The sequence below is a fragment of the Candidatus Binatia bacterium genome, from assembly GCA_023150935.1.
Lineage (GTDB): Bacteria > Desulfobacterota > Binatia > HRBIN30 > HRBIN30 > JAKLJW01.
Genome location: JAKLJW010000038.1, coordinates 24,480 through 48,754 on the forward strand (window position 1 = coordinate 24,480; position 24,275 = coordinate 48,754).

18 protein-coding genes and 1 pseudogene are annotated in these 24,275 nt (G+C 67.6%); 10 read left to right on the forward strand and 9 right to left on the reverse strand.

Annotation, left to right across the window (positions count from 1 at the left end; all coding sequences use genetic code 11):
- The first annotated feature begins 23 nt into the window (after positions 1–23).
- The 5 genes from L6Q96_18315 to apbC all read left to right on the forward strand — a co-directional run bounded on the left by L6Q96_18315 (position 24) and on the right by apbC (position 6,296).
- Complete coding sequence (locus L6Q96_18315; protein MCK6556510.1) at positions 24–1,145, forward strand: metallophosphoesterase; 1,122 nt, start codon at positions 24–26, stop codon at positions 1,143–1,145.
- Between the two features lie 94 nt (positions 1,146–1,239).
- Positions 1,240–2,352, forward strand: a complete 1,113-nt coding sequence (locus L6Q96_18320) for an FAD-binding oxidoreductase (protein ID MCK6556511.1) — start codon at positions 1,240–1,242, stop codon at positions 2,350–2,352.
- A gap of 45 nt (positions 2,353–2,397) precedes the next feature.
- Entirely contained in the window at positions 2,398–2,721 is a 324-nt protein-coding gene (locus L6Q96_18325) for a hypothetical protein (protein MCK6556512.1), read from the forward strand.
- A 15-nt stretch (positions 2,722–2,736) separates the two neighbouring features.
- Positions 2,737–5,076, forward strand: coding sequence for an endonuclease MutS2 (locus tag L6Q96_18330; protein ID MCK6556513.1), 2,340 nt, complete (start codon positions 2,737–2,739; stop codon positions 5,074–5,076).
- A gap of 161 nt (positions 5,077–5,237) precedes the next feature.
- Positions 5,238–6,296, forward strand: a complete 1,059-nt coding sequence (apbC, locus tag L6Q96_18335) for an iron-sulfur cluster carrier protein ApbC (protein MCK6556514.1) — start codon at positions 5,238–5,240, stop codon at positions 6,294–6,296.
- Between the two features lie 71 nt (positions 6,297–6,367).
- Here apbC and lhgO read toward each other — a convergent pair whose 3' ends face one another.
- Both lhgO and L6Q96_18345 read right to left on the reverse strand, forming a co-directional pair.
- A complete protein-coding gene (gene lhgO / locus L6Q96_18340; protein MCK6556515.1) occupies positions 6,368–7,573 on the reverse strand; it encodes an L-2-hydroxyglutarate oxidase in 1,206 nt (401 codons plus the stop codon).
- Between the two features lie 22 nt (positions 7,574–7,595).
- Positions 7,596–8,027 carry a hypothetical protein gene (locus tag L6Q96_18345; protein ID MCK6556516.1) on the reverse strand — a complete coding sequence of 144 codons (432 nt, stop codon included), beginning with the start codon at positions 8,025–8,027 and terminating at the stop codon, positions 7,596–7,598.
- Positions 8,028–8,379: 352 nt separating this feature from the next.
- Here L6Q96_18345 and L6Q96_18350 point away from each other — a divergent pair.
- Positions 8,380–8,946: pseudogene (locus tag L6Q96_18350) on the forward strand (transposase).
- A gap of 198 nt (positions 8,947–9,144) precedes the next feature.
- On the opposite strand, the gene hpnK reads toward L6Q96_18350, so the two are convergent.
- Genes hpnK through L6Q96_18385 form a run of 7 tightly spaced genes read right to left on the reverse strand, consistent with a single transcriptional unit; the run spans position 9,145 to position 17,243 of the window.
- Complete coding sequence (gene hpnK, locus L6Q96_18355; GenBank protein ID MCK6556517.1) at positions 9,145–9,996, reverse strand: hopanoid biosynthesis-associated protein HpnK; 852 nt, start codon at positions 9,994–9,996, stop codon at positions 9,145–9,147.
- A gap of 57 nt (positions 9,997–10,053) precedes the next feature.
- Positions 10,054–12,351 carry a lysylphosphatidylglycerol synthase domain-containing protein gene (locus L6Q96_18360; GenBank protein ID MCK6556518.1) on the reverse strand — a complete coding sequence of 766 codons (2,298 nt, stop codon included), beginning with the start codon at positions 12,349–12,351 and terminating at the stop codon, positions 10,054–10,056.
- Positions 12,314–13,387 (reverse strand): Gfo/Idh/MocA family oxidoreductase, encoded by a 1,074-nt coding sequence (locus L6Q96_18365; protein MCK6556519.1) that lies wholly within the window; start codon positions 13,385–13,387, stop codon positions 12,314–12,316. Before L6Q96_18365 ends, L6Q96_18360 begins: the two co-directional genes overlap by 38 nt.
- Positions 13,384–14,751 carry an aspartate aminotransferase family protein gene (locus L6Q96_18370; protein MCK6556520.1) on the reverse strand — a complete coding sequence of 456 codons (1,368 nt, stop codon included), beginning with the start codon at positions 14,749–14,751 and terminating at the stop codon, positions 13,384–13,386. Before L6Q96_18370 ends, L6Q96_18365 begins: the two co-directional genes overlap by 4 nt.
- Positions 14,748–15,551, reverse strand: coding sequence for a hypothetical protein (locus L6Q96_18375; GenBank protein ID MCK6556521.1), 804 nt, complete (start codon positions 15,549–15,551; stop codon positions 14,748–14,750). The genes L6Q96_18370 and L6Q96_18375 overlap by 4 nt, the downstream gene beginning before the upstream one ends.
- Positions 15,548–16,255: an NDP-sugar synthase gene (locus L6Q96_18380; protein MCK6556522.1), complete on the reverse strand. Its 708-nt coding sequence runs from the start codon at positions 16,253–16,255 to the stop codon at positions 15,548–15,550. The genes L6Q96_18375 and L6Q96_18380 overlap by 4 nt, the downstream gene beginning before the upstream one ends.
- 1 nt (position 16,256) lies before the next feature.
- The gene (locus L6Q96_18385; protein MCK6556523.1) at positions 16,257–17,243 is read right to left on the reverse strand and encodes an HAD family hydrolase; all 987 of its coding nucleotides are present in this window, start codon (positions 17,241–17,243) and stop codon (positions 16,257–16,259) included.
- On the opposite strand from L6Q96_18385, the gene L6Q96_18390 reads away from it, so the two are divergent.
- The 4 genes from L6Q96_18390 to L6Q96_18405 all read left to right on the forward strand — a co-directional run bounded on the left by L6Q96_18390 (position 17,242) and on the right by L6Q96_18405 (position 24,204).
- The gene (locus L6Q96_18390; GenBank protein MCK6556524.1) at positions 17,242–18,933 is read left to right on the forward strand and encodes a glycerol-3-phosphate dehydrogenase/oxidase; all 1,692 of its coding nucleotides are present in this window, start codon (positions 17,242–17,244) and stop codon (positions 18,931–18,933) included. The genes L6Q96_18385 and L6Q96_18390 overlap by 2 nt on opposite strands.
- A gap of 56 nt (positions 18,934–18,989) precedes the next feature.
- Entirely contained in the window at positions 18,990–20,450 is a 1,461-nt protein-coding gene (gene glpK / locus L6Q96_18395; protein ID MCK6556525.1) for a glycerol kinase GlpK, read from the forward strand.
- 129 nt (positions 20,451–20,579) lie between these two features.
- Positions 20,580–23,348, forward strand: a complete 2,769-nt coding sequence (locus L6Q96_18400; protein ID MCK6556526.1) for an MMPL family transporter — start codon at positions 20,580–20,582, stop codon at positions 23,346–23,348.
- 82 nt (positions 23,349–23,430) lie between these two features.
- Positions 23,431–24,204 carry an outer membrane lipoprotein-sorting protein gene (locus L6Q96_18405; GenBank protein MCK6556527.1) on the forward strand — a complete coding sequence of 258 codons (774 nt, stop codon included), beginning with the start codon at positions 23,431–23,433 and terminating at the stop codon, positions 24,202–24,204.
- Positions 24,205–24,275: the final 71 nt, after the last annotated feature.

Here is a 24,275-nt window from a genome sequence, read left to right on the forward strand (position 1 = left end):
TTCCTACCGGTAACAGTCGGCGAATGTCGACTTTTGCAATCGTTTCGGATCCCCACGTCGCGATCCCAAATCCCGAGACCGGCTGGACGCCGCCGCCCATGCCGCACGAGCCAACGATGTACGCCCAGAGCGTCGAGCTCGTGACCGCCGCAATCGAGGAAATCAACGCCGACCCTACCATCGACTTCGTCGTTGTTCTGGGCGACCTCACCAAGGATTCCGAACCCTACAACCACAGCCGGGCCCGTGAGATATTCAGCGGCTTTCGCAAGCCGGTCTTCTGCATCTCCGGCAATCATGACCAGCCGCGCCCGCCCCGCCTGCGGCCGGCCAATCTGCTCGACCCCGACGTCGCCCCGGTGCGGACCCCCGAGATTCCCCGCCTGTACGGCGATTTCGGCTTCGATCGGACCGACCGTATCGCCTATAGCCGCAATCCTACGGCAGACATACATCTCGTCGGCATCTGCTCGGCGAAACCCGACGACGACCGCGGCTACATCGCCCCTGAAATCCTCGCCTGGCTCGACGACGACCTCACCCGTAACGCGGGCAGCGGTCGCGAGCCCATCGTCATGCTGCACCACAGTATCATCGAGCACGTTCCCGGGGAGCGCGTGAACCCGCACTTCTCGTGGTTCCACGTCGAGAACGTCGACGATTTGAAAGCCGTGCTGCGCAAACACGCCGTCCGCATCTCGCTCACGGGGCATCTGCACATTCAGGACGTCAAACGGGAGAACGGACTGTACAATATCGTCACCTCGTCCCTCGCGGGCTATCCGCACGCCTACCGCGTCGTAACCCTGCACGACGGGACGCTGAGCATTCGCAGCCGCAGGCTGAAGGCGATTCCGTCGATTCCGGACCTGCAGGCATACTCGCGGCGCTTCACCGGGGATGCGTTCGTCGGCATCCTGACCGACGTGATGGGCGCCGCCCCCTTCAATTACACCCGCGAGCAGGCCGAGACGCGCGCCGAGGCGCTGCGCGACTGGTGGCCAAACATCGCCGACGGCGATGAGCGCTTCGCTTACACGGAAGAACAGGTTGGCGATCCCATGCTCGCCTCCTACGTGAACGGCTTCAGCGACAGCGATCCGCCGGACAACGATCTGGCGATCGAATTGAAGGCGCGGTCCTGAGGGTTAGCAGGCGCCCACCGCGCAACCGCGGGTCCGGGTTCGATTGCTTGCCGGCCGGCGCTGCCCTGCTACTTTCCCGAGCGAGGCCGAATCCGTGCGCACTGCCGAGGTCGTCATTGTCGGGGCCGGTTTTGCCGGTGCCGCGACCGCGTATCGTCTTGTTCGCCGTGGCGTGCGCAACGTCGTCTTGATCGAACGGGAGCCGGTACCCGGAATGCACGCCTCGGGACGTAACGCCGCCCTGGCGTTCCAGGCACTGGCCGATGCGGTGGAGGCACGTCTGGCCGTGGAAGGGGCGGCGTTCATTGCCGCGCCGCCGGAAGGATTTGCCGATGCGCCGCTGCTCCGGCGTACCGGTTCGCTGCTGGTCGCCGGTGCCGAGGGGGTCACCGCGCTGCGCGCACTGGAAACGCCTTTGCGCGCACTCGGCCTCTCGCAGGCGGGTGCGATTTCCGTGGCCGACGCGCGGCGCGCCGTTCCGGCGCTGCGTGGCGCCCCGTTCGCCGCCGCCTTCTGGAACCCATCCGACGGCGTGGTCGACATTCATGCCTTGCTGCGGGGCTATCTCGACGGAGTCCGTGCCCACGGGGGCCGCGTGGTCTATCGGCGCATGCTCACGGGCGTCGAGACCGCGGGTGGACGTGTCGCCGGCGTTGCCACCGACGACGGAAACATCTCGACGCCGTGCATCGTCGACGCCGGAGGGGCATGGGCCGGCACGGTGGGCGCGCTCGCCGGAGTCGGTACGCGGACGCTGCAGCCGCGCCGGCGCCATCTCTTCCAGACTGCGGTCGATATCCCCATCGACCGCGATTGGCCGTTCGTGTGGCACAACGATCTCGACGTGTACTTCAGGCCCGAGGGCGACGGCTTGTTGACGAGCCCGTGCGACGCGACCGATCACCCACCCGTCGAGCCCGTCGTCGACGAGACGGCGGCGCAGTTGCTCGCCGACAAGATGCCGAGGGCGTTCCCGGCGCTGGCCGGCGCGCGCATCGTTTCCGGGTGGGCGTGTCTGCGCACCTTCTCTCGCGACGGCCGCTTCGTCATCGGCCGCGACCCCGATCTCGACGGTCTGGTGTGGGTCGGTGGTCTGGGCGGCCACGGCATGACCACCAGTCCCGCCGTGGGCCGCCTCGGCGCCGCGGCGGTCTGCGGCGAAACCTCCGAAGCCCTGGCCTACTTCTCGCCCGCCCGACTGGCTTGAGAGGTCGAGATCGATCCGTTAGAGGTCGACGAGGCTCGCACCGCCATGGCCTCCAGTTCCAGCCCGCTGCCGAAGATGATGCTCGGCTTTGTCGTTCGCCGTTGTGCGACCGCGCTCGGCCGCGCACCCTCGCCCGAGGAACTTGCGGAGTGGGCCAACAACTACCGGGAGGGTGGCCGTACCGTGTACCTCTTCGGACGCAAGATCTCGCCGGCCGAAGCGCGCCTAATCCTCCGCTACCCAAGCCGGCCGGTCACCGCCCGCGGCGCCAGGCCGGCCGAGCAATCCCCTGCCGATTGCGACCTGCCCCCCAATGTCGTTCGTCTGCCGGATCCGACCCGACGTCGCGGGCGCCGGGCCGGCCGGTGACGGCCCGCACCCGCCATGCGGCCGCGTGACCTTGCCGCGCTGGAGCTGGATCGCGTTGGCGCTCGACTCGCCGACTTCGCGCATTCGATCCCGGGTAAAGAGCGCTGCCGCGAACTGAAGCCGCTGGCAAGTCGCGATGCGGCGGTCGCCGCCCTCGACGAAGCGTGGCAGGCGGTGCGGCTGATCGAGGAGGCGGGCGACCTTCCGCTCGGCGAATTTCCCGACATCCGTATCACCCTGCGGCGCGCCAGCCACGAGGGCTTTGTGCTCGACGGCCCGGCGCTGATCGAGGTCCGCGCAGTGGTCCAGTCGGCCGCTACGCTGCGCGCGTTTCTGCTGCGCCATGCGGAGAGCTTCACGCGCTTGGCCGGGTTGCCCGAGCGCCTGCGGCCGCTCCCGGCCTTGCGGACCACCCTGGAACGCGCCCTCGACGAACGCGGCGAGGTCACCGACGACGCCAGCGATGAACTCGCCGAGGTACGGCGGACGGTGCGGCAGTTGCGCGAACAGGTGACGCGCCGCCTCGATCGTCTGCTGGAACGGCCCAGCATGACGGAGCTGGCCGCCGATAAGTTCGTCACGCTGCGCAACAACCGCTTCGTGATACCGATCCGCACCGCTGTCGCCGGGCGATTTCAGGGGGTGGTGCAGGATCGTTCGGTGTCGGGAGAAACTACGTTCGTCGAGCCGCTGTTCGCCGTCGAGCTTAACAATCGCCTGCTGCTCGCGGCCAAAGAGGAGGAGCGTCTCGTCCGCCGTATTCTCGCCGATCTGACCGAACTGGTGCGTGACGCTCATGAAGCGTTGGCGGAGACCTTCGCCGCTCTGACGGATATCGACGTACTCTCCGCCAGGGCGCGTTTCGCCCGCCAGTACCGGTGTACCCAACCGCTGCTCGACGACGCGGAAGTGGACCTGCGCGCCGCCCGGCACCCGGGCTTGCTGTTCACGGAACGCCCGGTAACTCCGATCGACCTGCGCCTGCCGTGCGGCAAGCGCGTGCTTGTCGTCACTGGACCGAACACCGGCGGCAAGACGGTGGCCCTGAAGACCCTCGGCTTGCTCACGCTCATGGCTCAAAGCGGGCTGCTCGTCCCCGCCGCGGAAGGCAGCCGGCTGCCTTACGTCACCTCGGTCTACGCCGACGTCGGCGACGACCAGAGCATCGAACGTAACCTGTCGACCTTCTCTGCCCACGTCGCCAATCTCGCGCAAATCCTCGCCGCCGATCTGACCGCCGCCCTGGTTCTGCTCGACGAGCCGGGTGTCGGCACCGACCCGGAGGAAGGCGCGGCACTGGGAATCGCCCTCATCCGGGCACTGGCCGCCCGCGGCGCTCGCGTCGCAGTGACGACCCACTACGCGGCGCTGAAGGTGTTCGGTCTGACCGACGCGAACTGCGTGACGACCGCGGTGGACTTCGACGTCGAGCGCCTCCAGCCGCTCTATCGCATGACCTACCACTCCGTCGGCGAGAGTCTGGCGCTGCCGATCGCGCGTCGCCTCGGCTTACCGGCCGCCGTTCTGGACGCGGCGGAGCACGAGCGCTCGGCCGACGCGCGGGCGCTTTCCGCTGCCATGACGCGGCTGGAAAGCGCCCGCCGGACTTACGAAGAACGCCTGGCCGCGGTCGAACAGGATGCGCGCGCCGCGGCGGCTGCCCGGGCGGAGGCCGAACGATTGCAAAGCGAGTTGCTCGGCAAACGGCAGCATGCCTGGCAGGACGAACTGGAGTCGGCGAGGTCGTTTGTCAGGGACTTGCGGGCCGAAGGCCGTGAGATGATTGCCCGTCTGGAGCGCGGCCAGGCGGACCGGCGGGCGCTCGAACGGCTGGTGCGTGCGCAGGACACGGCCGTGCGGGAGCGCGCGGCAGCGGTAACGGTGCCGGCCATGGCAGAACCGGTGCCGGCGGGGCCGCCCCGCGCCGGCGACGAGGTGGTGGTGGGAGACCGGGGCATACGCGGGCAGTTGCTCAGCGTCGACGGGGATCGCGCCTGGATACAGCGCGGCAACATGCGCTTCGAGGTCGCCACGGCCCTCCTGCGGCGGGTCGAACCGGTACGCAGCGTGCAAGTTGCCGTTCGTCTCGAAGCGGCGCCGGCCGAGGCGGCGCCGGAGATCAGCCTGATCGGCATGCGGGTGCGCGAGGCGATTGCCGCCCTCGACGGATTCCTGGATCGGGCCGCGCAGACGAGTCTTGGTTCGGTTCGTATCATTCACGGCATCGGCAGCGGCGCGCTGCGCCGTGCCGTTGCAGAGTACCTTTCGATGTCACCCTATTGCGTCGGCTTCCGCTCCGGCGAGGCGAATGAGGGTGGGGCAGGAGTCACGATTGCCGAGCTCGCGTCCGGGTAGCCAACCGGCGCCCAACCGCAAAGTCGGCTGAGGAAGTACCTCGATGCGCGGCCACGGGGCGGGTCCCGCTCGCCTCCGCTCGCCTTTCCGGCTACGTTCGACGGCGATAAGTGGGTGAGGAGTCGCGCGCCCCCGAATCGCCGTTATTACAAGGGATGCCCATGCCCACACCGCAGGAGATCCTCGAAACGCTCAAGACCGTGAAGTACCCGGGTCTCGGCCGCGACATCGTTTCGTTCGGCCTGGTCAGGGACATCGAGGTCGGATCGGACGGAATCACCGTCATATTGGCCCCCACCACGACACGGGAAGAGGCGATCGCCGAGTTGCGGGCGGCCGTTGCCCGGGCGGTGACGACGATGCCGGGAGTGGCCACGGTCGACATCGTCATCGCTCCACCGCCACCCCCTGCTCGGCGGGCGAGTTCGACCCCGGCCGGCCTCCCGGGCGTTACTCATATCGTGGCCGTGGCCAGCGGCAAGGGCGGCGTCGGTAAGTCAACGGTAGCGGTCAATCTGGCCCTGGCCCTGGCCCGGTCGGGAAACCGGGTCGGCCTCCTCGATGCGGATGTTTACGGACCGAGTGTGCCCCTCATGCTGGGGCTGACGGAACGGGCCGCGGCCACCGCCGACAAACGAATTCTTCCCATCGATAAGTTCGGTATCAAGATCGTTTCGCTGGGTCTGTTCGTCGACGACCGAACCCCGATCATCTGGCGCGGGCCGATGCTCGGCAAGGCGTTGACGCAGTTCCTGCGCGACGTCCAGTGGGGCGATCTGGATTACCTGGTCATCGACCTGCCGCCGGGAACCGGCGATGCCCAGCTCACCATCACGCAGCAGGTTGCGCTTACCGGTGGGCTGATCGTTACCACGCCGCAGGATGTCGCTTTGCTCGACGTCAGACGTGGTGTGGCCATGTTCCAGCAGGTCGACGTTCCCGTCCTCGGCGTGGTCGAGAACATGAGCTACCACATCTGTGGCGGTTGCGGCGCTCGCGCCGAGCTGTTCGGCCACGGCGGCGGTGCGCGCATGGCCGCCGAGCTTCACGTACCGTTTCTCGGCGAAGTCCCGCTGGTGCGCGACATACGTGCCGCCGCCGACGCCGGGGAGCCGATCGTTGCCGCCGATCCCGACCATCCGCAGAGCCGGGCTTTTCGCGAGATCGCGCAACGCCTGGTCACCGAGTTGGCCGAGCGCCGGCTAGCGGCAAAGGGGTGAGAGGCGACCGGGAGCCTCGCCCTCCCCATCCGAATTCCTCGCGCCGTGCGCGCAAACTCGGAAATCGCGGATCAGGCTCTATTCGCCAGCACGACCCCCGCAATGTGGCGGCCGATAGCCAACGACGCCGTGGCCGCCGGCGATGGCGCGTTCAGAACATGCACGGCATTCGGCGTTTCGACGATGTGGAAGTCGTCAACCATCGACCCGTCGGCGGCAACGGCCTGCGCCCTTACGCCGGCGCCGCCCGGACCCATGTCCGACTCGCGCAAGTCCGGCACCAGGCGCTGCAGCGCGCGAAGAAACGCCTGCTTGTTCGCGGAGCGGTACATCTCATAGAGGCCGGTGCGCCAGTAACGCGCGCTCATCGCCCAGAAGCCGCGATAAGCTATCGTGCCGAGAACCTCGCGCGGTCGCACGGTGGTCCAGCGGTATCCTTCGCGAGCCAGGGCCAGCACGGCGTTGGGCCCGGCCTCCACTTCGCCTCCGATGCGGCGCGTGAAGTGAACGCCGAGGAAAGGGAAGGTCGGGTCCGGCACCGGGTAGATCAGGCCGCGAACGACCCGCTGCTCCGGCCGCAGCGTGTAGTACTCGCCGCGAAACGGGATGATGCGGACGTCGGGGCGCAACCCCATCGACACGGCGACGCGGTCGGCGTGCAGGCCGGCGCAGTTAACGAGCTTGTGCGCGGTCAAAGATCCGGAAGTCGTCTCGATGTGCACGCGGCTACCGGTCACGCCGATCGATTGCACGCGGGCGTGGGTGCGAATCGTCACATCCCGCTCGCGCAGGACCGTGGCGAAGGCGCGAGCGACTTCCCCGAAGTCGACAATGCCGGTGTGCGGCGAGTGCAATGCCTGTACGGCCCGCGCGTGCGGCTCGATCTGCCGCAGTTGCGCGGGATCGACGATCGCGAGACCCGGGACTCCGTTCGCGATGCCGCGCTCGTGCAGTGCATGCAGGCGCGGGACCTCGGCGGCGTCGGTGGCGACGATGACCTTGCCGCAGCGTTCGTAGCGAATGCCGTGCGTGTCGCAGAACTCGGTTAGCAGTCGCGCTCCTTCGACGCAGAGCCGCGCCTTGTGCGATCCCGGCTTGTAGTAGATGCCGGCGTGGATGACGCCGCTGTTGTGTCCGGTCTGATGTCGCGCGACGTCGCTTTCCTTCTCGAGCACCGTAATGGCCGCGCCGCTCCGCTTCTCGCTCAACGCGAGCGCGGTTGCCAGGCCCACGATTCCGCCGCCGACAATGGCGATGTCCGTGTCCGGCGCACTCACCGCGGCACCCGTTTCGCTTCGATTAGTCTCGCCTTTGCGCGAGCGTGCGCGAACCTTCGCGGAATATGACGTCGATCTTGTCGCCGCGCTCCGAGGTCACCACGCCGAGCCCGAAGGTCGGGTGGGCCAACAGATCGTTCACCCGGAAGGCGTCGCGAACCGAGTACGAGCGTGCTGCACCCCCGTCACGGCCGCGGACGAGGGCGTCGTAGTCGACCGGCGGGTTGCCGGTTCGGGGCGAGGTCCGCCGCGCCCCCGGCGCCGACGATCGGCTCCGGGTTGCCCGCGTGGTAGAGCCCGGCGCGTTCGCCCGCCATGCGTGCTGCGCCCCACACGTATTGCAGTGAACGCGGGTGATGCGTTCCCGTATTAGCGCTTCGATGGTATGCGCCAGCACCAGCTTGCACTTCGCGCACCATCCATCGACGTTCTGCCCGACGCTCCGGTTTCCCATGCAACCTCCAGGACCACCGAACCCGGACGACGGGCGGTGGGTCCCGGGACCATAGCGCTGCAACGCGCGGCCGCCAGTCCCGACGCCACCCATTCTGACGAGCCCGCGCCGAGAGGACGGCGCTCCTTCTCCTTCCAGCCGGCCCTCGCACGAGATGTTGAGGGTCTGGCTGAGGACCCGGGATTGGGGCTTTGGACTTGAGGCCCAGGATGCGGGTAGATCTGGTGGACGAGGGTAGACGTAGGGGCACGTTGCTACGTGCCCCTACGTCGGATGATGTTACGGGCACGTTGCTACGTGCCCCTACGTCGGATGACGATGCGACCGCGGATGACGGTTGATTGATCCTGCCATGAGCCGATTCGACCCCGACACCCATCGCCGCCGCTCGGTCCGCCTGCCCGGTTATGACTATGCCCAGGCCGGCTGGTATTTCGTGACGGTCTGCACGCATGACCGCGCGCTCCTCTTCGGCGATGTGGTGAACGGGGCAATGCAGCCGAACGACCTTGGCGAGATCGTGGCCGAGGAATGGGCGCGGACCGCCGCGATGCGCCCCACCGTGACGGTCGATGCATTCGTTATCATGCCCAATCACATCCACGGCATCATCGTGATCGGTAGGGATAGGGGCACGTTGCAACGTGCCCCTACCGTTTCGGGCGCCGATGCGGGCGCCCCACGTGCGACAACAACGGAACGATTCGGCAAGCCGACGCCCAATTCCATCCCCACCATCGTCCGCCTGTTCAAATCCGCGACCACCAGGCGGATCAACGCGCGGCGCGGACTCCCTGGTGTGCCGGTGTGGCAACGCAATTATTACGAACACATCATTCGCGACGAAACATCCCTGCACCGTATCCGGCAGTACATCGGCGACAATCCGGGGCGATGGGACAGAGACCCGGAAAATCCGGCGTACGGGCACGTTGCTACGTGCCCCTATCCCGGATGGCGTACGGGCACGTTGCTACGTGCCCCTATCCCGGATGGCGTACGGGCACGTTGCTACGTGCCCCTACTATTTCGCCCGGGGCTGGCGTTTCGTCGAGGCGCACGGTCCGCGCGGCGCGAAGGTTTTCCGAAACGTCGCCGGCGGGCGCCGGCAAGGTCGCTACAGGTCGCGATAGCTCGCTAACTCGATCTCGCGTTTCGGTAGCGCCTCTCGCACCCGCGCGCTGCACAAAGCTTCCACCTCTGCGTCGCACTCGTAGTCGCGGGGACGCCACCGCGCCGCTTCCGCGTCGACGTGACTGGCGTGGCAGTAGATCTCCGTCGTCCCCCGCGGCAGAGCCGCGAGCACGCCGAGCAGGTACGCCTCGGTGACGTGGCCGCTCTGGTGCAGCCCGAAGACCCGATCGACGCAGCGGATGCCTTGCGCGGCAAGCCGCGGCGCCGCATACCTCGCCAGACTCCGGAAGATCGCCGCCTCTGCGACCTTGCGCGCCGGCGCGCGCCGGTCGAGCCGCAGCGACGTGCGCAGCGGCTCCCGCGGCAGACGCAACGCCCGAATCCCATAATCCGGCGCGAACTGCAGAAGGATGTTCAGCACCGTCGGATGGACGTGGACGTTCAGATGGCCGTCGACGTGTGAGAGGGGCAGGCCGGTCGCCGAGAACGCCTCCAGTTGAGCGCGGATCTCCCGCGCCAATTCCGCCCGGATGCGCGGCGTGAAGAAGTAGCGGAACCCGGCCGCAACCGGACTCGTGCGAAACATACCGTCCGCCCCGACGAGCCGCGGGATCGCCGGCGGCAACACGGCCGCCCGGCCCTGGACCAGTACGAGGTGCAGCCCGACGGAGAGAGTTGGCGTCTCTCGCGCCAAACGCGCAGCCTCGTCGCACGCGGCACCGGTGACCATCAGGCCGGCGTTCGTAAGGATACCGTTGCGATGCGCCCCGAGGATGCCCGCGTTCACGCCGGAAGAAAGGCCGAAGTCGTCGGCGGAGACGATGAGACGCCGCATTGCCGGGTTCGCCACCAAACGGGCTCGGCCTCTCTGTCCCGCGGGCTCTTCACCCTCTCATCGGGATAGCGCCCCGGACGGGGGCGAACTCGAAGCTGCAGACAGAGCGCGCAGCAAGCCCTGCTGGCGCCAGAGTATAATCAGCCCGATGAATGCCCATGTCAGCTCGCGGATGCGCCGGACGATACCCGCCGCCAGTCCCTTGGCCGGTCCGAGACCGAGGACCGTGAAGATCAAGACCTTGCCCCCCTCCTGCGTCCCGGCTTTCACCGGCACGAAGAACAGCAGACCGTCTATGGCAGCAGAGAGCACTTCGATCGTCAGGGCGCGCTCGACACTGGCGCCGACGTCGAGAAACCACAGAATTAGGTACATCTCCAGCACGCCGCAGGTCCATCCGACAAAGAAACAACCCGCGGAGCGAACAAAGGCGCGACTCGACTTGCCGTGGAAGCGCGCGATCTCGGCGTCGAGACGCTCGAAGCTTCTCAGCAGGTGCGGTCCACGCTCCGGCAATCCCAGCCGGTGCGCCGCTCGCAATAGCGGCGCGAACATCCCCCGGCGCTGCGCCCAGATCAACGCTGCCGCCGCGGCCGAGAAGAGCGCCAGACCGATGAGCATGCCCCGGCGGACCCCCGACGGCAGCGGCGCCTCGTCGAGCACCAGTAGCAGTCCGACCACGATGAAACCGATCTGTCCCACCGCCTGCGTCAGCTTGGCCACCGCCACCGACGCGACCAGCGAAGTCATCGGGGCCGCGTCCCGCAGGAGCCGCGTGCGCACGAACTCGCCGCCGAGCGTCGCCGTCGGCGTCGTGTAGTTCACCCCGTCGCCGGCAATGCGCGCCGCAACGAATCGCCGGAACGGGATCCGCGGCCGGGGCTCGGGAAAGGCGAAAAACCAACCGAACGTGTTGGCCGTAATGGCCAGCGACTCCTGCGCGATGATGAGGAGAATTCCCCAGCCCACGAGCCGCAGGTTGGCGAGTACCGAGGCGGCACCGAGCTGGTAGACCAGGAAGACGAATAGTCCGATGCCGGCCGCCAGCAAGAGGCGCTCGATGTTGCGCAACGGCCCACTCGGCCGACCCGCGCCCGCGCCCGCATCGATCGGCTCTGCCTCGCTTGCCGCCCTCTGCGGTCGTTCCGGGACCTCTTCGGCGGCGGGGATCACAATCCACCAGTACGCGACGACGACGAGAGCCGCAAACGCATACGACCCCACCGCGGCTCCCCAGACGAACCACGCCAAACGGTCAACCACGGCGAAGAGCACCAGCAGATAGGCGAAGTCGCGACCCATCACCGCCTCGATCGCCCGCAGCAGCCAACGCCGCTTCCGGTGCCTCGGCAGGTCGCACGGAACGCGCGTCAACGCCTCGATGCCGGGGAGATATCGGTACGCGACGAGGCCGTTGACGGCGAACCCGCCGAGCAGCAACGCCAATAACCATCCGAACGGAGCCTCGGCATCGCGGCGGTAGAGACCAATCCCGAGACCGACAAAGATAGCGGCGTGTACGATGTTGTCGTTGAGGATGTCGAAACGCCGCCCCGCATCGGAGTCCTGAAAGCGTAATCGTGCCACCTCCCCGTCGCAGCCGTCGACCATGGTCGAGAACAGGAACAGGAGCGTGCCGGCCAGCCCTGTCCAATAGGTTCCCGCCCCGAGAAAGACCGCTCCCAACAGGCCGACGGCCGTTGCCAGCACGGTCACCTGATTGGGCGTGAACTCGGTGTGTCGGACCAACCAGCGGCTGATCGGCGTCGAGATGCGACGGTCGAGGAGTCGCGCCAACGGTCCGTCGGTTGCAGCACGTTCTTGACGCAGTTGTTCCGCAAGCGCCGTCTCCGCCGCCTTGACCTGTGCCTCGTCGGCCACGCGCCAGCAGAAGACGCCGTCGCCCGGGGTCGACCGCCATGCACCCTTCGCGTTCAGAAAGGCGTCAAGCGCAGGTCCGACATCGGCTGCCGTTTCGTAAAGGCCGGAAGCGCGCAGGTCCGCCGCCCGAATCAGCGCGACGCCGGCACCGGTGCCGGCGAACTGCAACGGTGTGCCGTCTAGCTGCGCGTCCGCAAGGCGTTCGAAAGTCGCCTGGGTCACCACGCAGTCGGCCGGAACGACGACGACGCGCTCATCGTCGTCGGACGAGCAGGCGCGGCCGATCTCGACCGCGCGAGTGCGCGGATCGGCATCGAACAACGCTTGCACACGCTGCGTATGCGGCCCGTCGGCAATGACGATGCGAGCGAAGCCGGCGCGCTGCCCCGCCAGCACGGCGCGCAGCAAGATCGGCAGGCCGGCAACGCGCAGGAAGCTAGCCGCCGTGGGCGGCAGTACGAGGAGCGTCGACACGGCCGTCCTTCACCGGGAGTTGGCGCGGCAGGGCCAGCACTACGCCGCCGCTGCGGCTCGAGGCATAGGCCAGGTGGAGCATCGTCAGGCAAAGCTCGGCCTCTTTGCGGCCGCGCCCACGAGCCGCCGGATCATCGAGTTCTCGCTCGAACTCGGCCACCACGCCTGCGAACCAATCCGGATGGTGCGATCCGGCAGACAGCGCCGTACCCAGCATGCGGGTTTCGCGACCGCCGTCGGTGTCGAGGTCGACCCGGGCGTCGTCCACCAGCAATTCGCCGCGGCTGCCGAGCAAGCGCCAGCGGGTGCTCCGACCGGTCGCCGCCCACGTCAGCCGCACTTCGGCGGTCAACGAAGGGAAGCCGACGGTGCAGGTCGCCGTGTCCTCGACGTCCGCATCGACGAAGCGCCGCCGCTCCAACCGGGCGGCAATGTGCGCCGGTGACTCGCCGGCAAGTCCGAGCAGGAGATAGAACGCATGCCAGCCGTGGTCGACGAGGATCCCGCCGCCACCGATACCGGCCTGCAACCGCCAGTTCTCGGCCGTCGTCACCGAACAGCCGTCGCGCTCGGTTTCGATCTCGATGCGGCGCAAGGCACCGAGCCGACCGTCGGCCAGGATCGCTCTGACCAGCCGATACGCCTCGGCATGGCGCCAATTGTGTACCGGGAAGAGCACTACGCCCGCGCTATCCACGGCATCCGCCGCCGGCGCGTAGTCCGCCAGCGAAGTCGCGAGCGGTTTCTCGCACAGCACGTGCGCGCCGCCGGCGGCGGCAGCAACGATCGCCGCGGTGTGCATGGCCGGCGGGGCCGCGATGTCGACAAAGTCGAGTCTCTCGGCCGCGAGCAAGGAGGCGATGTCCGGATAAACCCGTGCCGCCGGCAGGAGTTCCTGCGCGAGCAGGCGCCGGCGCGGGTCGGGATCGGTGACGGCGACAATGCGGAACCGGTCGCACGCTCGCCAGCCCGGCACGTGGCCGTTGGCGGCGACGTTGCCGAACCCGACGATGGCGCCGTCGCGCACCGCGGTCATTTCCGGTACGCGCCCGAGGCCGCCACTTCGGCGAATACTTCGTCGAGAATGGCGATGCCGTCGCGGGCTTCGCTTTCGGTGATTATGAGCGGCGGATTGATCCGCACGCGCGCGAAGTAGCCCATGAGAAGCAGACCGCGCCGCAGCGCGCCGAGGAAGATCCGCTCGCTCACCGCGGCGGACAGCGGCTCTCTGGTGGCGCGGTCTTTGACCAGATCGAGACCGATCAGCAGGCCATGTCCGCGCACGTCGCCGATGAACTCGTACTTCTCCTGCAGGGCCTTCAACTCGTCGAGGAGAAAAGCTCCGACCCGACGCGAGTTGTCGACGAGTTCGTCATCGATGATCGTCTCAACCGTGGTCAGGGCCGCCGTCGCCGCCAGCGCGTTGCCGCCGTAGCTCGACGAGGAGCTACTGGGCCTGGCAAACGGCAGTGACGAGGTGATCGCGTCGGTCGAGATCAGGCCGGTGACCGGAAAGCCGCAACCGAATCCCTTGCCGATGGTCATGATGTCGGGCTCGGTATCGGTGTGTTCGCAGCCGAACATCGTCCCGGTCCGACCGAATCCGGTGATCATCTCGTCGGCGATCAGCAGGGCCTCGTTCTCGCGGGCGATCTCGGCAATGCCCGGAAGGAACTCCGGCGGCGGGACGATGTTGCCGGCGGTGCCCTGAATCGGCTCGACGATGATCGCCGCCACCGAACCGGCCGTGGCGGTCTTGAGCGAATCGCGCACGAAGTCCAGGCAGAACATGCCGCAGTCGGGATGCTTTAGCCGGAAGGGACAGCGATAGCAGTCGGCGTAAGGAACGAGATGCGTGCCCGGGTAGAGCGGACCCCACTTCTGCTTCCACGGATCGCCAATGAGACCCATGACGCCACCGGTCTTGCCGTGAAAGCCGCCCCAGAAACCGACGATTTCGTGTTTCTTCGTATATGACTTGGCGAGACGCACGGCGGCTTCGACGGCCTCGGCGCCGCCGCTGTATAGCTGGGTGCGTTTGAGCGCACCGGGCGTCAACTCGGCAAGCAACTTGAGCAGTGCGGCGCGCGGCTCGCTGGTGAAGCTGCCAACGGCGAGACGGCCGACCTGGTCGGTCAGCGCCCGCACGAAGCGGGGGTGGGAGTGCCCGAGGCTGGCCACCGCCACGCCGGCGAAGAAGTCGAGGTACTCGTTGCCGTCGGCGTCGTACAGCCGGCAACCCTTGCCCTCGACCATGGCGAGTTCGGAGAGCTGGGCGATGCGTTGCAAACCCGGCGCGATCCAGTCGCGTTCGGCGTCGATAATGGCCTTCGAGCGCGGTCCCGGCAGGCGCAGCGCGTGCGCCTCCTGGGGCCTGTCCTGTTTCTGCACAGTCTTCACTGGAGCGTCGTAACCTCTTGAATGTACGCGGCAATTGCCGATGCCGCCCGAGAGCGACAGCGAGCGTAGCTAGGCCAATCGTTCAAGTCAATCAGGGTCAGGCGGCCGCTCGGATCGCAGACGCAATCGCCACCGTAGATCTCGACACCAAGCGCCGCCGCCGCCTGCTGGCCGAGGCGATCGATGCCGTCGTGCACGCTGTCGGCGAGGCCCCCACCGGGAGGTCTGACACCGAAAAAGAAGCGTCCGCGCACGGCGTAGAACTTCACGACCGCGCCGGGGACATGGCGTTGCACGACCGCGGCGCGAATACCGCGACTGCGGAAGCCGGACACCGCGGCGTCGAAGGCGGCGGGCGTGTCGACGAAGACGACGTCGTCGGGGTCGGTGGCATGCACGTCGCCGCGCTTGAGCCAGGCACCGTCGGGGAACATCGCGCCGGCCGGCACCGCGTCGGTCGCGATCATCCGGCTTTCTGGAAACGCGATCCCGGCGGCAGTGAGTAGCGGCACGGTGCGGTGCCGCTGACAGTTGAGGATGGCCTCGGGCGTGTTGACGACGCGGATACCGCGCCGCTCCCATGCCGCCAACCGCGCGAGGGCGCGGTCGCCCTGGGCCATCGTGAACACGACGGTACCGACTTGCGGCTCCGGCCAGCGTTCGTCGTCGCCATCGACGACACCGACCGCACACCCCGCCGCGCGCAGGGTGTCGATCACCGCGTCGAGGATGGCTCGGTCGTCGTCGACGCGGCCCGGGGAGAATACCCTCTCGCGCCTGATGCCGAGGAACGCGCTCATGCGCGATAGCCTCCGCGGACAAATACCTCCGCCACGGCCAGGTCCTCCGGGCGATCCACGTCCACGGTCTTGCCGACCCGGGTGCCGTACAGCCGGTATCCGCTCGTCAGCAGATGGCCGAGGAACTGCCGCAGGGCGGTGAACCCGCGTTGCCGCGCCGTGTCGATCTCGCGGAAGATGACCGGATCGAAGACGTAGAAGCCGGCGGTGACCAGGCCGCTGCCACTGGCCTCCGGGCCCAGCGCGCTCAGGCGGCCATCGGGATCGAGTCGGGCCCAGAGCGGTTTCTCGTCGTCGACGAACGTGCTGAGGGCCAGTACCGCATCGGCCTCGGTACGATCGGTCGCCCCAACAGCGAAGTCGCGAATCGTGATCGAGCTGCAAACGCCGTCCACCGTCAGCAGCAGGAAGCGCGACGGACCCAGCAGGGGAGCAAGCGTGAACAAACTTTCCATCGAACTGGGCGTCGTGCGCCGCACGAAGGCGAAGCGCAGCCCGGGCCAGCGGCGGCGGCAGTGGTCCTCGATGCCGGTGGACATCTCATTCACGATGCAGGCAACCTCGGCGATGCCCGCCGCCGACACCCCGGCCAGGACGTAGTCGATGAGGGCCTGTCCGGCGACCTCGACCAGCGGCTTCGGCCGGGAAATACCCGCGGCGACCAGACGTTCGCCCAGCCCCGCAGCGATGATCGCAGCCTGCATATCAGCCTCTTGCCCCCGCAACGATGGCCGGCAACTCCGCCAGAGCGTGGATTCGATGATCGACTATGAGCGGGTCGGGACACACGGGAGGCGGCGAGCCGACCAGCCACGCCGTACGCAAACCGGCGCCCCATGCACCGGCGATGTCGTTGTTGAACGAATCGCCCACGTAGAGAGCCTCCAGGGGCAGGCAACCGACCCGCCGCAGGGCGAGCGTGAAAATGCCGGGAGCGGGCTTGCGGAGGCCGACGCGGTTCGAATCGACGATAGCGTCGAGCAGCGGGGCGATGCCGTTGTCGGCGAGGACACGGTCGACGTTGCCGTAGAAGTTCGACACGACGCCCAACGCCACGTGGGGACGGAGGAGTTCGAGGACGCTGCGGCTTGCCGCGAGCGCGGCGGCCGCCCGATCGAGGAAAGCGTCGGCGATGCGGTCGGCGACCGCCGCCGCGGCGGGTCCGAGATGCGCGACTTGATGGCGCGTGTGGAACGTTACGGTAGCCCGCAGGTCCATCCCCGCCACGGCCGGGTTGGCGTACGCGGCCCGAGTTGCGGCGTCGAAGGCGGGGCGGAACCGCTCGAAGGACAGGTCGACGCCCGCATCGCGATAGAGGGCGAGGAAGCGATCGAGCCAGTGTGAAGCCGGCCCGTCGAGCGTGCCGCCAAAGTCGAACAGGACGGCGCGGAGGCGCATCAGCGGGACGTAAGCCACGCAGCCCGGCGGAGTCAACGGCCGGACAAAGGAGCCGGAGACCGGGAACCGGCGAGGAGCGAGGGGACTGCGACGGACGCCGCTCGGCCCCTCGCGCGCCCGGCGGCCCCGCTTCCGAATCGTTGACAAACCGCGGCGCCGCTGATTGATGTCGGAATGGGTGTCGGTGGAGCCGGCACACCACCCGGCGCACGACCACGAGTGATAATGGTGCAGGCGGGGATAGAGCGTGTCGCGGACCGCGTGAGCGTGCGGCTGGAGAATCGAGCGTGGCATGAGAAGTCCCGTCGAGTTTTCACATCGGACGCGAACCAGGGCGCTGGAGACGCTCGACCGCGAGCCATTCGACCTCCTGGTCATCGGCGGCGGCATCACCGGCGCCGGCATCGCGCGGGACGCCGCGCTGCGCGGCATGCGGGTGCTGCTGACCGAACGGCGCGACTTCGCCGTCGGGACCAGTAGCCGATCCTCGAAACTCATCCACGGCGGCGTGCGCTACCTGCAACAGGGCGACGTCGGGCTGGTCATGGAGGCCGCCAACGAGCGCCGCGTCCTGCGTCGTCTCGTGCCGTACCTGGCGCGGCCGATCCAGATGCTGGTGCCCGCGCAGCGGCGTTCGGGGTACGCCAAGCTGAGTGCCGGTCTGTGGACCTTCGACCGCATGGCGCGGGTGTCTCACGACGAACGTAACCAGATGCTCGACCGTGAGGAGACGTTGCGCCTCGAGCCGTTGCTGCGCGCCGATAACATCTACGGGGCGGCCGTGTATTACGAGTGCCTGACCGACGACGCGCGTCTGGTACTCGAGAACCTCAAGTCGGCAGTGGCGTTTGGAGCCACGGCCGTGAACTACGCCCCGGTTGAACGGCTCGTCATCGAGGGTGGCAAGGTCGTGGGAGCCGTGGTGCGCGACGTCCTCGGCGAGCGGGCGATCGAGGCCAGGGCCAGCGTGGCGGTCAATGCCGCCGGGCCGTGGGTCGACGAAGTGCGACTATTGCAGGGCGGCGGCGAGAAGCCGCGCTTGCACCTGACCAAGGGCATTCACCTGATCGTGCCCCGCGAGCGTCTGCCGGTGGTGCGCAGTGTGGTCATGACGGCGCGCGACAAGCGGCCGGTGTTCGCGGTGCCGCGCGGCGATACCGTTTATCTCGGTACCACCGATACCAATTACGACGGACAGTACGACGACCCCGCAATCACCCGGGAAGACGTCCAGTACCTGCTCGATGCGGCCAACGACACGTTCGACGTCGCGCCGCTGGGCTTCGACGACGTCGTCGGCGCGTGGGCCGGCTTGCGTCCGTTGCTGCACCAGGACGGCAAGAAGCCGGAGGAGATCTCGCGCAAGGACGAGATCATGGTGGGACCTGCAGGCTTGATATCGATTGCCGGCGGCAAGCTCACTACGTACCGGAGAATGGCCGAGCGAGTCGTCGACATGGCGGCCGAGCGAGCCGCCAGATTAGACGGCAAGCGGCCGCACCGCCGGGGCGAGAGCGATAGCGAGTTGCTGTGCGGTGGCGCCACCGACGAGGACCTCGCAGCGTTTATCGCGCGGCTGCGAACGAAATGGCCGGAGGCGGACGCCGACATCGTCGAGCGTCTGGTCGGCACGTACGGCAGCAACGGATCACGGATCGTGGAGGGGATGATGGCGGACCCGGCCCTGGGCGAGCGCGCGGTGCCGGACCTCGCTCTGACCCGCGGCGAGGTCGCCTACGCCGTGCACGACGAAATGGCGATGACGCTGGAGGACGTGCTGGAGCGGCGGACAAGGCTGTTCTTATGGGACGTCCACAACGGTCTGACCGCGGCGCCGCGGGTCGCCGACTGGATGGCGCAACTCCTTGGCTGGAGTCCCGATCGTCGCCGCGCGGAGCTTGCAGCCTACGAGGACCACGTGCGCGACGTGAAGGGCTTTCTCGGGGACGCCGAGCCGGAGGAGTTGCGGGCCCTGAGGGCGTGACCCGTTGGGGCGGGCCGGCCTTTCGTCCCGCCGCCCGCCTCTGGTAGACAGCGGCCATGCCGCTGATTCTTGCCATCGACGAGGGGACCACGGGCGTTCGCGCCCATGTCATCGACGAATCGAGCACCGTGCGCGGGGCGGCGTACCGCGAGTTGACGCCGCTCTATCCGATGGCCGGTTGGGTGGAGTTGGATCCCGAGGCCATCTGGGATGCGACACGCACCGTATGCGCGGCGGCCCTGGCGGCAGCCGGGGCCCGACCCGCCGACCTCGCGGCCATCGGTATCTGCAATCAGCGCGCGACGACGATCGTGTGGGAGCGGAAGTCGGGTCGGCCCGTGTATCCCGCGATCGTCTGGCACGACACGCGCACGGCGGACCGTGTGCCGGACTTGCTCGCTCGGGGGGTGTTCACCAACGCCATGGCGTCGGCGACGAAGCTCGAGTGGATACTTGCCACCATTCCACACGGGCCGGAACGCGCCGAACGTGGCGAACTCTGCTTCGGCACGGTCGACACGTGGCTCGTCTGGAAGCTGACCGGTGGTGCGGCGCACGTTACCGACAGTTCCAACGCTTCGTGCACGACGCTCTTCGATCCGCTTCAGGGCGTATGGGACGCAAGCATCCTGGCGGCGCTGCGGGTGCCGCCGGCGATTCTGCCCGAGGTGCGTGCGAGCAGCGAGGTGTACGCCATCGCGGCGAAGGACGCCATCGGGGCGTCGTGTCCGGTCGCCGGCATGGCCGGCGACCAGCAAGCGGCGATGTTCGGCGAACTCGGCGTCGATCGCGGTGCCGTGAAGATCACCTTCGGCACGTCGGCCATGGCCGACGTCAACACCGGCGAGTACCCGGTGCTCTCGATGCGCGGGGCTTACCCGCTGGTGCTGTGGCAGCTCGGTGGGCGGCGCACCTATTGTCTCGAAGGGACAGCGATCAGTGCGGGCGCAGCCGTGCAATGGCTGCGCGACGGCCTCGGCATTATCGAGCGCATCGACGACAGCGGGCCGTTGGCGTTCGGCGTCGCCGACAGCGGCGGGGCGTGGGCGGTGCCGGCGTTTCAAGGGCTGGGAACGCCGCACATGGATCCCGGCGCGCGGGCAGTGATCGGTGGCCTGTCGCGGGCGACGACGCGCGCCCACGTCGTACGCGCCGTGCTCGAGGGGATCGTGTACCGCAGCCGCGAGGTGCTGGAGACCTTGTTCGAAGATGCAGCAGTGCCGGCGCCGGAGCGGTTGCGGGTCGACGGCGGAGCAGCCAGCAACGACTTCCTGTTGCAGCACCTGGCGGACGTGCTGGGAGTCGCCGTCGAGCGGCCGCAATCGGTACAGGCATCGGCCCTCGGCGCCGCCTATCTGGCAGGTTTGGCCACGGGCATTTGGCGAAGCCTCGACGACGTCGCCCACGCCTGGCGTTCCGGCCGCATCTTCGAACCGGAGTGGAGTGCCGACCGCCGCGACGCTACGTTCCGCGCCTGGCAAAAGACCATCGCCGCAGCGCGAGAACGAGTGTTCTGACTTACGATTTCCCAGTTTGTGCGCCGTGCGAAGAAATCAGATGGGGGAGAGCGAGGCTCCATGCTCGACGCGTCGGTGCTTGCCTCCTCCGGCTTGAGGTGAAAGCATCGGACCGGTCCGGAGTTGATAGTGGACGTCCATTTGCGCGGCTTGCGCAGTGTGCCGCTGCGGGCACCGCGCCTCACCCTCGCGGCGGTACTGGCGCTGACCGTGCCGCTGGTGTGGCAGGCCCGCAACCTGCGCATCGAAGGCGCGGTCGCCGATCTCCTGCCCGCACGGCACGCCGACCGCGCGTACTACGACGAAGTCCGTCGCGTCTTCGGCAGCGACGAAGCCACCCTGGTGGGGGTGTTTGCGAGCGACGTTTTCGCGCCGCCCGTACTGGCAGCGATCGATCGGGTTTCGACGCGTCTCGCCGCCATTGACGGCGTGCGCGACGTCGTCAGTCTGACCACGGCCCGCGGCGTCGACAGCGACGAACTCGGTTTACGCGTGGGCAAGCTCATGCGGGTGCTGCCCGACACCCCCGAGGCGGCGGCGGCGTTTCGGCGGACCATGCTCGACAACCGGCTTTACGCGGGCTCCATGGTCACCGGCGACGGGACGGCGACCGGGATCCTCGTACTGTACAACGTCATGGACGAAGCCGAGTTCGCGCGGCGGCAGATGGACAGCCAGGTGCGAGCCGCAGTGGCCGAGCTCGACGGCATCGCGGGCGTTGCGGTCACCGGCCTGCAGACTCTCAAGGTGCGCGGTACGCAGGCCATGCAGCACGATTTGCGACGCCTGCTGCCGCTGGCTCTGGCCGTCGTGACGCTGGTTCTCGTATGGGCATTTCGCACCCGGCGCGGCGTGCTGCTGACCTTATCGGCCGCGCTCCTCGGCGGCGCCTGGACCGGCGGGGCAATGGCCGTGGTCGGAGTCCCCCTCAACATCGGCACGGTCGTCCTGCCTCCTCTCGTCGTTGCCATCGGCGTGACCTACGCGATCCATCTCGTGAGCCGTTACTACCAGGAAGCGCGCCCCGGACGAGCGCCCCGAGAGGCGATCGGCGTGGCGGTCGAGGCGGTGGCCTTACCGCTCGGCATCGCGGCCCTGACAACCATCCTCGGCTTCGGCATCCTCGCCATCAGTCGGATCGACGCGATCCGGGGCCTCGGGATCAGCGCCGCACTCGGCGTGGGCTTCGCGCTGGTCGCAACCTTCGCCTTTATTCCCGCCGTGCTCATGCTGATGCCGCAACTGCGCGAGCGGCCGGTCACCCATCACCGTTGGACCGTCCTGGTACTCGACTGGTGCGGGCGAGTGGCCTTGGCGCATCGGCGCCTGGTCATCGGCGTCACGGCAATCGTCGGGTTGGTGGCAGTGGGCGGCGCTGCGCGGGTGCGGGTCGAAACCGACTATCTGACCTTCTTCGGCCCGCAGAGCCGCGTTCGCCTCGACCACGAGCGCATCGCCGCGGCGCTTGGCGGCACGCAGCCAATCTTCCTGGTAATCGACGGCCGCGAACCGAACAGTCTGCGCCGACTCGAAACTCTGCAAGCGCTGATTGGTTTGCAGGCATTCGTCCGTGACCAGCCCGGCGTCGACAGTGTCGTGTCGCCGGTTGACTTCGTTGCCCTGACCCAGAGCGTGCTCAATCCCGACGGCCCGGGGCCGCTGCCGGCCACGCAGGCGGAACTCGAACAACTGCTCGTTTTCCTCGACCCGGAGGATGTTCGTTACGTCCTCGATGAAGACGGGTCGCGCGCCAACATGATCGTGCGGACCCGACTATCGCGTTCTGCCGACGTTGCCGACTTCGTGCGGACCGTGGAGGTGGAGGCCCGCCGCCGTCTCGCCGGCGATGTGAAAGTTCGCGCCACGGGTGTCGTCCCTCTGCTGAGTCGCTCGGCCGACGAACTGGCCCGCGCCGAATTGACCGGGCTGACGCAGATGCTCGCCACGCTGCTCGTCCTGATGTCCTTTCTGTATCTATCTCTGCGCGGCGGCCTCTTGTCGTTGATACCGAACGTCTTCCCGGTGCTCGTTCTCTTCGGCGGTCTCGGCTGGTACGGCCTGCCGATCAACGTCACGACGAGCATGATCGCCCTGATCGCCATCGCGGTAACGCTGGCCGACACGACACACTATCTGAGCGCGTTGAACGCCGAACTCCGCCGCGCCGGGACAGAAGAGGGAGCGCTGCCGAGTGTCGCGCGCGCAGTCGGGCGCCCGATCATGTTCTCGTCGATCGCACTCACCGCGGGATTCCTCGTTCTGGGGTTTGCGAGCTTCGAACCGATCCGTCAGTTCGGGATCCTGGCCGGGTTTGCAATGCTGCTGGCGCTGGCGGCGGATCTGCTGCTGACGCCCGCGCTGGCGACGTCGGCGCGGGTGGTGACGCTCTGGGATCTCCTGCGGATGCGTCTCGGTCCCGCCCCGCACATGGAAATCCCACTGTTCGACGGGTTGCGTCCCTTTCAGGCGAAGCTCGTTGTGCTCATGGGTCAGCTCGCGACGGTATCGGCCGGCACTCGAATCACCCGCCGTGGCGAGATGAAGCGCGAACTCTACGTCCTCCTGCGCGGTCGCGCCGCCGTCCGGGCCCATGAAGGAGAACCGGTCATTCGCTATCTCGGTCGCGGCGACGTCGTCGGTGAGATGGGATTGGTGCGCGACCAGCCGCGGTCGGCGGATGTCACCGCCGTCGAGCCCACGGACTATCTGGTGCTCGATGCGACGTTCCTCCGCCGGATTCGGCGCCGTTACCCGCATCTCGCCGCCTCGCTGTTGCTTAACCTGGCCCGCATCCTCAGCGATCGGCTGGAGAACACCACCGAGCAACTGACCGCGCAGCCGGCAGCGGCCGCGGGGAGCGCCGAGCCGGGATTGCGCGGCGCGGAACCGATTCGGTAACCTCCCGCATGCGCTTGGTCTTTCCGGACAAATCGGCTAAGCGGGAGATCGCTTTACGACAACAAGGGAGGAAGAGCTGACCATGGCGATCAAGCTGAAGTGCGGCGCGGCAGCGTTGTGCGCGATGACGGTTACGGTACTGGCGGCGGGACGACCGGCGGCGGCCCAGGACGTAGACGCTCGCGAACTCGTCAAGCGGGTCATGGAGGCATTGCCCAAAGCCTCGTTCAAATCCAAGGTCAACCTCACCACCCCCTCGGGGCCGCGTCTCCTCGAACTCGATCACAAGTTCGTCGACGGGGCCCGCGCCAGCTACCTCGAGCTGCTGGCGCCGGAACAGTTGAAAGGCATTCGCTTCCTGTTCGTCGAGCGGCTGAACGCGCCTTCCGAGCAGTACATGAAGGTGGCGGCCGCCAAGACCATCGTGCGGGTCGCCAACGAGGTGCGCAAGCAACCGTTCCTCAACTCGACCTTCTACATCGCCGACCTGATCGAACCGGCGCTCGACGACTCGACCTACAAGTACGTCGGCGAGGAGAACCTGCTCGGGCGCCGCTGCATGCTGGTCGAAGCGACGCCGAAGGACCCCGAAAAGGCCATTTACGGAAAGACCGTCCTCGCGCTCGATCCGAAGGACCTGCTGGCTTTGCGCCGCCAGTTCTACGACCACAAGGGGAAGATCCTGAAGGTCTGGACGGTGGAGACCGTCGAGAAGATCGACGGCATCTGGACCTTGAAGCAACAGCGGATGACGAACACTCAGACCGAGGAGCAGTCGCGGATCGACGTGCAGGAGATCAAGTACAACGTCGAGCTGCCCGATTCGATGTTCGTACCTAAGTACCTGCTGCACTAAGTACTCCGGTTCATTAGTCCGGCGACGTATTCCGTTCGTCCCGAGTAGCGCCATCTTTTCGGCGGCGTATC

What these genes read in the sequence shown, in the direction of transcription:
- L6Q96_18380 (MCK6556522.1), bottom strand. Translation starts at nt 16,255, where the DNA reads ATGCAGGCTGCGATCATCGCTGCGGGGCTGGGCGAACGTCTGGTCGCC.
- L6Q96_18315 (MCK6556510.1), top strand. Translation starts at nt 24, where the DNA reads ATGTCGACTTTTGCAATCGTTTCGGATCCCCACGTCGCGATCCCAAAT.
- L6Q96_18385 (MCK6556523.1), bottom strand. Translation starts at nt 17,243, where the DNA reads ATGCCACGCTCGATTCTCCAGCCGCACGCTCACGCGGTCCGCGACACG.
- hpnK (MCK6556517.1), bottom strand. Translation starts at nt 9,996, where the DNA reads ATGCGGCGTCTCATCGTCTCCGCCGACGACTTCGGCCTTTCTTCCGGC.
- L6Q96_18390 (MCK6556524.1), top strand. Translation starts at nt 17,242, where the DNA reads ATGAGAAGTCCCGTCGAGTTTTCACATCGGACGCGAACCAGGGCGCTG.
- L6Q96_18365 (MCK6556519.1), bottom strand. Translation starts at nt 13,387, where the DNA reads ATGACCGCGGTGCGCGACGGCGCCATCGTCGGGTTCGGCAACGTCGCC.
- L6Q96_18325 (MCK6556512.1), top strand. Translation starts at nt 2,398, where the DNA reads ATGGCCTCCAGTTCCAGCCCGCTGCCGAAGATGATGCTCGGCTTTGTC.
- L6Q96_18345 (MCK6556516.1), bottom strand. Translation starts at nt 8,027, where the DNA reads ATGGGAAACCGGAGCGTCGGGCAGAACGTCGATGGATGGTGCGCGAAG.
- L6Q96_18330 (MCK6556513.1), top strand. Translation starts at nt 2,737, where the DNA reads ATGCGGCCGCGTGACCTTGCCGCGCTGGAGCTGGATCGCGTTGGCGCT.
- L6Q96_18405 (MCK6556527.1), top strand. Translation starts at nt 23,431, where the DNA reads ATGGCGATCAAGCTGAAGTGCGGCGCGGCAGCGTTGTGCGCGATGACG.
- L6Q96_18375 (MCK6556521.1), bottom strand. Translation starts at nt 15,551, where the DNA reads ATGAGCGCGTTCCTCGGCATCAGGCGCGAGAGGGTATTCTCCCCGGGC.
- apbC (MCK6556514.1), top strand. Translation starts at nt 5,238, where the DNA reads ATGCCCACACCGCAGGAGATCCTCGAAACGCTCAAGACCGTGAAGTAC.
- glpK (MCK6556525.1), top strand. Translation starts at nt 18,990, where the DNA reads ATGCCGCTGATTCTTGCCATCGACGAGGGGACCACGGGCGTTCGCGCC.